This window comes from Gemmatimonadota bacterium, assembly GCA_026387915.1.
Lineage (GTDB): Bacteria > Gemmatimonadota > Gemmatimonadetes > Gemmatimonadales > Gemmatimonadaceae > Fen-1231.
The window spans coordinates 1-10278 of record JAPLKS010000003.1 but is presented as its reverse complement, the minus strand read 5'-3'; the positions used below and the strand labels follow the sequence as shown (position 1 = coordinate 10278).

Here is a 10278-nt window from a genome sequence, read left to right as displayed (position 1 = left end):
GCGATACAGCGCGTAACTCATTGACGGACGGGCACCTGCCCGTTTTATTTAGTGGTTCTGGTGTAGTGATTTGGTGAGGTTTGGGCCATTAGCTCAGGTGGTTAGAGCGCACGCCTGATAAGCGTGAGGTCCGAGGTTCAAGTCCTCGATGGCCCACTGATCGTAAGTACAAGCCCCGTCAGCGATTACGCCGGCGGGGCTTTGTGCTGTTCCGACGTGGTGATGGTGTCGGTGTTGCCTACGCGATTTGCTGTTGGAGAGGTGTCCGTTCAGTCATCACCGACCGCAAACCCCAATCTCGCGCGGAACTAAGGTCGCCGAACCCAACCCAGTGCATCTCAATTAGGTGAATCCGTATCGGTAAGCGTCGCATGCGTAGCGTCTGCCAAGCTCACGGTTTCCCGCTATCGAAAACAGTCTGCGTGGCGCTTATTCTGATGTACCTCGGTGTATCCGGAACCATAGACGGTTCTAGCCCCACGGAGAGAAAGGACGAGAAGTCTTACGGGTTTCCGCTGAGATTCCGCGCTATACAGTCGACCATAGAGGGAATCCTCCGAAAGTTCGGCTGCCGATAGTTTATAGAAATAAGAAGCGAAGTTGTCGTCTCCCCGTACAGCGCAAGGGCTGCCAAGTTTCTCCTTGAAGCGCTTCAACGCCTCATCAACGTTGTCAGAGGGCTGCGTCTGCAGCGAATCCTCTGGCATCCATGACATATCTGGCAGGCGGTATATCGAAACGGTTAGTCGCCTCAAACCTACCGTGTCAGTTGAGAAAAAAACTTAGCGACTTGTGGTCTTCCGTAACTCCAATTCCGCTCGGTCGTGTCGTTTGGACTTCCGAGTCGGAGGCGAATGGAAGTAGGAGAATCACCAATCCGAATCTTCCGCTCTTGGCGCGTCACTTTCTGCTCTGCCACTTCTTTCGCATTCCGCGAAGCCAGCTGTGACGCCATCTCTTTCAGGTCACGAGTCTGACGGTACTGCGCGTAGACGTAGAGCGTCGTAGCTACCCCGAAGATGCACAGGGCTACAACTTTGGAGCGAGCTGAAGCGAACGGCTGGGGCCGAGCCGGCCGCGAGGCTAGGTCTGGGCTGCCCTGTCGTATGGTGCTTCCTCCGAGCAGCACGATGGCCGCTCCCGCCCCGACGATTAGCAGAAGCCACTGTACGGCAAGGCGGCTACCGTCAATATGGAACCCGTACGCCAGTCGGCCCATGTATTCGTCATACGGCGGAGACCACAATGGTGAATATCCGATTGGTTCTTCGCTGTGGATCTGTTCGCGATTGTACGCGCGAGTCCAAGGTGGACGCAATCCCATAGCCACAAACGCCACGGAAGCAAGAAAGAGAACCCTTCGTTGTTTCGAATTCAGCACGAGGTTTTCTCCAATACTAGAGTCATATACGCATCACACGTAACGTGATTTGACCGCAAAGTATTCGGTAGCCGCCGTCGAACAAATTCCGAGGACGGATCGAGCCGCTCGCGAACACGTTTCCGTTTGGCGTAATGCCGCCGACGTCTCAGATATGAGGATGATGATTCGCGCTGCGGCATGCAACAAGAGGTCGGCTGGTCGTCGCGCCGCGAACCGCGCGAGCCGGGCCACTATTCAGTCAGCGCTTCACCCTCCTCACGAAACATCCGAATCGTGTACTTCACATTCCCCGTCTTTAGATCGAGAAACGTGGTGGAGTTTCCTTCCTCTCCAAGTTTGAAAACTCGATCTTTCAGTTCGGCCGTCGGAATGAGCTTCGGATTGCCCTCCGACAGGGGCCACTCGTCGGGCTGACAGAATCGGCCTGGAACTGTCCCAGCCATCCAAACCGCAGAGTACCCGTCGGGGTGTTTCCCGCCCTCGATCCAATCACACGGTGTCGTCGGCCCGTAGTTTTGGTCCACGACGACGAAGTCGATAGCCTTGCCCGCACAAAGGTAGGTGAGTCCCAGTTTGACCAGGTGATCGACATACACACTTACATCAGTAGGCGCCATGAGTCCCATGCGCGTGAGGTGATCGTCGAAGCAAAAGGTGCGGTTCGGGCAATCCCGTGCATACTGCACGGCTCCGCCAGGGTACTTTTGTTCGAGCACGCTGACCGGGACTATGACACTGATCGCTTCGGCGAGGACGCTCATCGAGATGTTCTCCTATTTGGATTCAACGGCGAGTCACTCGGTAACATCCGAGTGACCACCGCGAAGGCGGTGCCTGTTTTCGACCTAGGCCTGCATCCGACGCCGAACTTCTTCGACAAACGGATCCAAAAACTCTCGAACAACTTTCCGTTTGGCGTAGTAACTTCGACGTCCCAGAAGCACCTCCGTGACAGTGCGGCACAGCCATTTCTTTGGATGTAGGTAATCCGAGTTCATACCGCAATCAACGAGACGCTGACAGAGCAAATTGAGCGAAGCATCCCATTCCGCACCGATGCTCGGGTGTTTAAGGAGTTGTACGAGGACAATGTCCCGTACCTGGTCATAGAGCGCGAGGCGAGGCGGCGCCGGCGCCGGCGCATCGCCTTTCCGAGGCGCGCTCCCAATGGCGCGTAGGCGCGAATTGTGGGGATAGTACAGCGGCGGATCGTTCGGCGATTTGAACGGAAACCCTTCCAACAAATGGCGGACGACGCAGGGCACGCAGGTCGCTTCGTCGGGCGGGCGGGTTGAGTAACGGCGCACCGTTCTACCGCATTTTGTCGGCAGCAGGTGCGGGCGACTGTCCGCCCTCGGGTGAGGATGCCCGAAAGAGTGTGGGACACTTATATGGGCAAACTTTGGGGGGAGAAACAATCGAACCTCCGTTTCGGGACTAAAAAAACGCCGCGCGTGGTTCCGACAACATCCATTCGTCGGTCTGGCCGTACCACCGTACTCTCCGAGGAGACGGTTGGTGAGCAGGTCTTCGAGCCAGAGCTCTCGCTGCTACTCTTCACGTTTTATCGCGCTGTTTCGCGATACAAAAATATACCGAAATTCCAATCGAAAATCAAGCGAAAAATCAAATATTCTTGACGTGTTTTCGATACCAAAAAACGTGCAAAAGATGACTCTTTTTACGTTGGTGCGATGATGGGAGGACGACATGGCCGCGTCGACCCCCCGTCACTACTGGTCCGAGTTCAATCCGTGATCGCGGAATAACCGGAATGACTCCACTTTGATTTCGCGATACTTCTTGCCTCGCTCTGCCGTTTGCGCAGTTGTGGTGTCCATGCGTGCGCGCAGCTTGGGCGACGAAAGTGCGCGAATGTTCGTCTTTGGGTGGAAAACTGAGCAGAATGTTCGTGTCGCGCGGCTGATGGGTAATTTCGCGCAGAGTTCCAAACTTTTCGAGCGACCTGATAAGCGTGAGGTCCGAGGTTCAAGTCCTCGATGGCCCACTGATCGGACAAGACAATGCCCCGCCTCGTGATAGGTCACGAGGCGGGGCATTGTGCTGTGGAGCGACGCCTGGACGCTCCGCTTGGCCGGCGCCGCGGCCCCGGCCAAGCGGCGAGGCTCAGGGCTTCTTCATCTTGTCGTACGCCGCATCGTCCCGTGCCCACGGGAAGAGCGGGAACTTCCGTACGGTGGGCCATACCTCGTCGAGCGTGTCGGCGTTGTAGATCACACCGTTGCGCACCACGTAGTGCAGCTTCATCGCGTTGTCGATGTTCTCGAGCGGGTTCGCGTCGAGCACCAGGAGGTCGGCGAGCTTGCCGACCTCGATTGAGCCGATCTCCTTCGCGAGCCCGATGGACTCGGAGCCGATGATCGTCGCAATCTTGAGCACTTCGTGCGGCGTGAGACCGCCCGAGGCCAGCATGCGCAATTCCCACTGTGCGCCGAGCCCCTGCTGGTTGCCGTGCGAGCCGAGGCCGGCGCGGCCACCGGCGCGCACGATGTCGCGCACGCCCTGCGCGATGAGCGGAAAGTTGAAGTCCTCGTCGATGACAACCGTATGGCGACGCCACTTGCGGTCGATTTCCTCGTGCGGGATGAAGCGGCGGATCTTCTCGTCGGCGTGCATGTCGGTCTTGTTGCGCCAGTACAGTTCCCCTTCCGGCGCGCCGTAGGCGACGATGAGCGTGGGCGTGTACGTCGTGCCCGACTGGGCGATGAGCTGAATCACGTCCTTGCGGATCGGCACCACGTTGATGCTGTGCTCGATCCCCGTGTAGCCGTCGAGGACCATCGTGAGATCGGCCCTGAGGTTGCTCTCTCCCTCGTTGGTCGCGATCATCCCCTCCGCTTCCGCCGCCATGCGGATCCATTGCCGCGCCTGTCGGCGGGGCTGGAGGTACTGCTTGAGCGAGTTCGCTCCCTGCGCTTTGTAGCGCCGCACCACGTGCAGCGCGTCCTCGTAACTCTTGACGTCGACAGTGCTGGTGGTGAGAGGCGCGGCGGTGCCGTAGAGCCGCGGCCCGACGAGCGTGCCGGCGTCGACGAGTTCGTTCCAGAGGAACGTCAGGCGGTTGCCACTCGGATTGCGCGTGGTGGTCACGCCGAAGGCGAGATGGTTGGCGATGTTCCACTCGTCGTCGGCCGGCATGTCACTGTATGTGACGGGATGCGCGTGCACATCGACGAGGCCTGGTGTGATCGTCTTGCCGCTCACGTCAATGACGCGCGCGCCGGCTGGAGCCGCGAGGTTCCGGCCCACCGCAGCGATGCGGTTTTTCTCGATCAAGATGTCGCCCTTCGCGATCACCTCGTCGCCTTTCATCGTTACGAGGCGCGCCCCGCGCAGCAGGACGCTGCCCGACGGCGCGCCGCGCGGCACCGATAGCGCGATCGTGAAACGTTCCGTGCCCCACGACTCGCGCGCGGGGGATGCGACGACTCGGTCGAGCGCCACGCGGGCGATCTCATTGGCAAAGCTGTAGACAATCGTGCGGCCGCCGTCGGCCCACTGCACGTAGTTCGCGCCTTCCGTCGTCACGCGCCGCGCCGGCACACTCGGCGTCGGGAACGTGATGGCGATGCCGTCGCCTACGTCTGGGATCGCCGTGACGTAGGCGTCCTCACGGTCGACATAGAGGAGCCACTTGCCGTCAGGTGACGGCCGCAGCGGGCCGAGGCTCGTTTGGCCGGACGTCGTCGAGAGCTTGGCGTGCGTGCGCTTGTCGCTCCCGTCGATTTTCACCGAGACGACAGCGGTCGGGGGCGGGGCGGGGAACATCCCCGCAGGAGGAGTGGCCGGTGGCAGCAGCTCCGAGAAGTACACCCGCTCGCCGTCGCGCTCCGTCTTGATGACGGACACGCGCTGCGCGGCCGTGGGGAGGATTTTGTGCGGTTCACCGCCATCAGCGGAGATCCACGCCAGTTCCTCGCGCCCGCATCCGCGGCAGAGCGGAGAGAGTTGGCGCTGGCCGACGTACACGAGCTTGTCGCCGTCCGGGTTCCACGCGATCGAGGTATAGCTCCCGCCGGCCGGCGTGAGCGCGACTGGCGTACCGCCCTCTGCGGGCACTTTCATCAAGCGCGCACCACCGGTGTCGGACTGGCTGACGAACGCCACCCATTTTCCGTCGGGTGAAATCGTGGGCGCGTACTCGTGGAGCGGGCTCGTCGTGAGCCGGCGTGGCGCGCCGCCGGCGAGTGGTGCCGTCCAGATCTTGCCCACGCCCGTGAACACGGCGCGCTTGCCGTCGGGCGCCTGCTCAACCCACATCAGTTGCCGCACGGCGAGCGGTCCGTCGTCGACGCGCTGCGGGAAGTTGATGCGCGGCGCGAGCTCCTGCTCGACGCGCGCTGTGAACGGGATGACGCTTACCTGCTTTGTTGCCACATCGACGCGCTTGATGTGCCCGTCGCTGGTGAACACCACCGCTTTAGAGTCCGGCGTGAAGGCGTAGCCCGGCAACACGTCGTTCGGCGCGTACCCTTCTTGATCGTCGCGCTGCATCGCTGTGACGAGCCACTGTTCGTCGAGCGTGCGCAGGTCGCGGATGCGGAGCGCCGTTTCCTTGTCGCGGCGCGTCGCGTACACGAGCCAGCGGCCGTCGGGCGAGACGAGGGGGCGCAGCGCGCTGCCGTAGCCCGTCGTGATGATGCGCGAGACGCCGGTCTTGCGATCGAGTTCCATGATCTGGTAGCGACCGACCTCGCTGCCGGCGTATCCGCCTGGGTGGCTGGCGAAGTAGGTGAGTCGGCCGTCAGGCGCGAAGGTCACCCCCGTGTTCGTCGTGGCGCCCGGCTTACGCGGATAGAGCTCGACGCCCGTGCCGACCGTCCGGTGGTACATCCAGAGCGGTACGTTGGTGAGGTAGTTCTCCGGCGACGGATACGGACCGTAGCGGCGGGCGACGAGGTACTCGCCGTCGGGCGTCCACGCCGGCGAACTGAGCGTGAAGTCGGTTTCCTTTGTGACAATCTTGAGTCCCGTGCCGTCGGGGTTCACGGTCCAGAGGTTGTCGTTGCCGTTCCGGTCGGAGATGAACGCGATCACCTTGCCGTCGGGCGACCAGCGCGGCATGCAGTCCCACGCCATGCCGCTGGTGATGCGCTTCGCCTCGCCGCCTCCGATGGGAAGCACGTAGAGGTCGCCGAGGAGATCGAAAATGACCGTCTTGCCGTCGGGCGAGACATCGAGCGAGATCCACGTCCCTTCGTCGGTAGTGAACGCGATTTTGCGCGTCGGCTTGAGCGGCAGGGCCGCGGTGTCGGGGCGCGGTGCGAACGCGTCTTGCGCGCGGACGTCGACGGGGAGCGTGCACAGCGCCAGCAGCACGAGTGACGCGCGGAACAGGCGGTTGGGAATCAGATGGCGGAGCATCGGCACTGGGGCAGGAAGGAAGTCCGTAGATCGCGGTTCGTTCCCATAATGCGGATTCCCGAGGACGAGCGCTATCCCCGCGCGGCTCGGCAGAGCCGAAGGCGAATACGAACCTCGCGGGCTGGGTGCCAGAGGACTCCTCCGACAAGACTCGCGAGCCGAGCGGCGTCGGCAGCGAGCTGTCGTTCGCCACGGAACGAATGAGACTGTACCCCAGAGACGTGCCCCTTTGCTCAACACCCCTGCGCGTTCAACTCAATGCCGGCACCGCAACGCCAGCGACTCGACTCACGCGCCGCCGAATCACCCACTCCGCCACCACCACGTTGATCACCCATCCTGCGCCCATCATCACCGCGCGCGCCGGAACCGTCGGCGTTCCCACGAGAATGAAGTACGGCAGATGCGTCAGCACCTGCGTGCCAGCGCCCATCCCAAGCGCATACGCGCGCGTCATCCACGCACCGTGGCTCACAAAATCGCGCCGCCGAATGGCATTCACCGCCAGAAGAATCGAAATCAGCATCGCCGACCCAACGACAAGACGTTCGGCGTAGAGCGCCACGCCATCACCGGCGGGCCATGGATACGCCAGCGTCATACCGAGCCCGGTGAGTGCCGCCACCAATCCGCAGGCCACGAGCACTCGACCAGCAGCACGATGCCATCCTCGGTGGCGCCGCCGAAACGATGGCGCAAACTGTAGCGCACCGAGGATGCAAAATGGAATCACCGTGATCAAATGCAGAACCGCCGGCAGCGGCATCGCAAAAAACCGCGCGTTCGCTGCCGTGATCGTGGCCCCGCGTGCGAGCTCGGCGAGCCGAGCAATCCCCGCCGCCGACGGAACGACGCTCAACACGATCAAGGCAGCAGGAAGTTGCCACTCGAACCGCCGAGGCACGGACGCGGCGCCCACGACTAGCGGCCCGCGAGGCGCAGGCCAACCATCACGGCCACATCGGTGCGGCGGCCACCGGCGCTCGCCACCACCAACGGCTTGAAGCCGGAGACATAGTCGCGCACTTCCACACGCAACCGCACGCGGCGATACCCAAGCTCGCCACCGGCGCTGCCGTACGCCGCGAGGTTGTGCGTGGCATCAACGTCCAAGCTCCGATAGTTGTAGCTGCGGGCGCCCGCGCCGAGTCCGGCCAGCGGAGTGAAGGTCACGGCGCGGCCAATCGGCCAGCTGTTGGCGCGAACCTCGGTGCCCAGGTCGTACGTGAAGACGTCGAGTTTTGGAGCGCCGATGGCCACGAGGTCACGACTCCGTGCCCATCCGATGGTCGTGGTGACGGCGACGCGCGGCAGTACGAGGTAGGACAGTTGCGCGGTGCTCAGGTCACCGCGCTTGATACGGTTCGGCTCGGTTCCCGTTGGCACGAGGCTCCCGGACGACATCAGGAACTCAAACTTCGACTTTTCGGCGGTGGCGGTCTGCGCCGAAGCAGACCGAGCGCCGATGACCAGTGCGAACGCGACGAGTGCAGCGCGCTTCAGCTTCGCGCTACGGGGGGTGCGGCCAGCGGCGAGCGACGGGTGAGCGAGCGTAACCATGGCGGACGTTGCGGGGGGCATTGTGCGACTCCAGTAAAATGTTTATGTTTATGTCGTACACGAATAAGTGTATCATATAAACAGTTTACGATCTGTCAAGGGCTGTTGGCCAGGAACGCCATGAAACGAAAGACCGGCCCCACGCGGCCGCCGAAAACCGAGCAGCTGCCGGCGCCGAAACGAAAAGGGGGCGCGGTGGCGCCCCATACGGTGGCGCCTCAAATAGATGCGAGTGCGGCACAACAGGAGCTGCGCCAGCGAAGCCAACTGCTCTGGGAAGAGCAGGCGCGACCGAGTCGTGGGCCAAAGCCGGCGCTCCGCCGCGAAGATGTGATAGCGGCGGCCATCAGTCTTGCCGATGCCAACGGCCTGAGCGCCCTCACCATGCACGCGGTGGCGGAACGGCTGGGATTCACCACGATGGCGCTCTACCGCTACTTCCCGAGTAAAGAAGCGCTGATCGACGCGAGTGTGGACGCGGCTCTTGGGACGCCGCCGGAGCGCGACGGTGCGTACGAGGGATGGCGCCAAGAAATTCGGCACTGGGCCTTTGCCAAACGGGCGATGCTCTGCGCGCGCCCGTGGCTCGCCGAGTTACCGTTTGTGGCCGCACCGCACGGTCCCAACTGGTTGAGTTGGCATGAAGCGTTTCTGCAGACTCTTGCCGATACTGGGCTCAGCCCGGAAGACATGATGGATCTGCTGGGACTCGTGGACGGCTACGTGCGCGGGAGTTCCGACACGGCCATCTCCCTTGCACGGGCGCGGTCGCAGGGGGTGTCGGACGCGGAGTGGGCGCAGGCGGTTGGTGCCGACCTTTCACGTGCCGTCAACGACGCGCGCTATCCGGTGCTCTCCGCCATTCTGTCGTCAGCATCCGGTGGCACGAAATCGGATGCGCCGCTGCCGACGCGCGGTGGCCGAATGCGTACGATGGACGAGCACTTTGAGTTCGGCCTAGGGCGAGTGCTCGACGGGATCCAATGTTACATGGACTCACTGGGAGCACCCTAGCAACCGGATGCCGTGACTCACTCAGTGACACATTCACGTCGGAGCAGGTCAGGCATCGGTACATCACCGCTCGGCTCAAATCCGCGGAATCGGCGTCCTGAACTGCAATTCGAACCGAGCAATCATGATGCTGGCGGACATCACGGCATTGCCAATGAAGTAGTCCGCTAGCGCGCCAAACTCCGGTGCCGCGGTGATTTTCGGCATCACACACGATTGGTCGAGGTTCCCGAAGCAGCTGGCCTGCTTGACCCGATCATCCACGACTGCCGCACCCCGCAATCCCACCGCGAGAGTCGCCGTCGGTTGCTCGACCCCAAGATCCGATAGCCCTGCCAACCACGGCAGAACGATGGAGGAGCACAGAGCATCCGTCGCGGCTGGCAAGTTACTGCTCTTGAGTGACGCATCACGCAGCGCCAAGAGTGCGTTGCGCTGAAACACGCTCTCCGACACATCGGCTTGCCTCGTCACCTCGGCGTAGCTCTCTTTCCGAAACTTGACGAGGAGCTGCGTCGCCCATTTCACGCACTGGCCAAACGCTTTGGAAACACCCGGCGTTGTTCTGAGCATCGCCGCAAGGGCCTGCACCTGATCTTGGTCGTGTTGGGCGTCTTGCGCTTGAGCCTCGGTGAGGTTCATCGCGAGCAGCTGCTCTTTCGTGAGGTCTGTCAGCCTGTCTTGGGCCCACGCGCACGTTGGAACAACCACATCAAATGCAGAGGCCAACACCATCCGTCGCAACGCGTCAGCGCATTCCTTCGCATGTGACGCTCCGTCTCGGGGGGAGACTGCGTGAGATGCACTGGGTTGGGTAGACACCATCCTTAGGTACATTAGGTCTTGGAGGTGTCAAATGCGAACACGACGGCAGCACAGTCGGGAGTTCAAGGTGGAGGCGGTCCGGTTAGTCCGTGAGCGCGGGGTCACGATGG

6 protein-coding genes and 1 tRNA gene are annotated in these 10278 nt (G+C 62.1%); 2 read left to right on the top strand and 5 right to left on the bottom strand.

Annotated elements, in window-relative coordinates; translation table 11 throughout:
- Positions 1-82: 82 nt before the first annotated feature.
- A tRNA-Ile gene (locus NTZ43_00425) sits at positions 83-156 on the top strand.
- Between the two features lie 1458 nt (positions 157-1614).
- Here NTZ43_00425 and NTZ43_00420 read toward each other — a convergent pair.
- The 4 genes from NTZ43_00420 to NTZ43_00405 form a co-directional block, all read right to left on the bottom strand.
- Positions 1615-2145 (bottom strand): hypothetical protein, encoded by a 531-nt coding sequence (locus NTZ43_00420; GenBank protein MCX5765674.1) that lies wholly within the window; start codon positions 2143-2145, stop codon positions 1615-1617.
- Between the two features lie 1366 nt (positions 2146-3511).
- The gene (locus tag NTZ43_00415) at positions 3512-6769 is read right to left on the bottom strand and encodes an amidohydrolase family protein (protein MCX5765673.1); all 3258 of its coding nucleotides are present in this window, start codon (positions 6767-6769) and stop codon (positions 3512-3514) included.
- Positions 6770-7019: 250 nt separating this feature from the next.
- Positions 7020-7688: a DUF2306 domain-containing protein gene (locus tag NTZ43_00410; GenBank protein ID MCX5765672.1), complete on the bottom strand. Its 669-nt coding sequence runs from the start codon at positions 7686-7688 to the stop codon at positions 7020-7022.
- A 2-nt stretch (positions 7689-7690) separates the two neighbouring features.
- A complete protein-coding gene (locus NTZ43_00405; protein ID MCX5765671.1) occupies positions 7691-8350 on the bottom strand; it encodes a hypothetical protein in 660 nt (219 codons plus the stop codon).
- Between the two features lie 99 nt (positions 8351-8449).
- Here NTZ43_00405 and NTZ43_00400 point away from each other — a divergent pair, with 99 nt between their 5' ends.
- The gene (locus NTZ43_00400) at positions 8450-9343 is read left to right on the top strand and encodes a TetR/AcrR family transcriptional regulator (protein MCX5765670.1); all 894 of its coding nucleotides are present in this window, start codon (positions 8450-8452) and stop codon (positions 9341-9343) included.
- Positions 9344-9418: 75 nt separating this feature from the next.
- On the opposite strand, the gene NTZ43_00395 is transcribed toward NTZ43_00400, so the two are convergent.
- A complete protein-coding gene (locus NTZ43_00395) occupies positions 9419-9985 on the bottom strand; it encodes a hypothetical protein (protein ID MCX5765669.1) in 567 nt (188 codons plus the stop codon).
- Positions 9986-10278 lie beyond the last annotated feature (293 nt).

Coding starts and splice junctions, on each gene's coding strand:
- NTZ43_00420 (MCX5765674.1), bottom strand. CDS start 2,145: ATGAGCGTCCTCGCCGAAGCGATCAGTGTCATAGTCCCGGTCAGCGTG.
- NTZ43_00415 (MCX5765673.1), bottom strand. CDS start 6,769: ATGCTCCGCCATCTGATTCCCAACCGCCTGTTCCGCGCGTCACTCGTG.
- NTZ43_00405 (MCX5765671.1), bottom strand. CDS start 8,350: ATGCCCCCCGCAACGTCCGCCATGGTTACGCTCGCTCACCCGTCGCTC.
- NTZ43_00400 (MCX5765670.1), top strand. CDS start 8,450: ATGAAACGAAAGACCGGCCCCACGCGGCCGCCGAAAACCGAGCAGCTG.
- NTZ43_00395 (MCX5765669.1), bottom strand. CDS start 9,985: ATGAACCTCACCGAGGCTCAAGCGCAAGACGCCCAACACGACCAAGAT.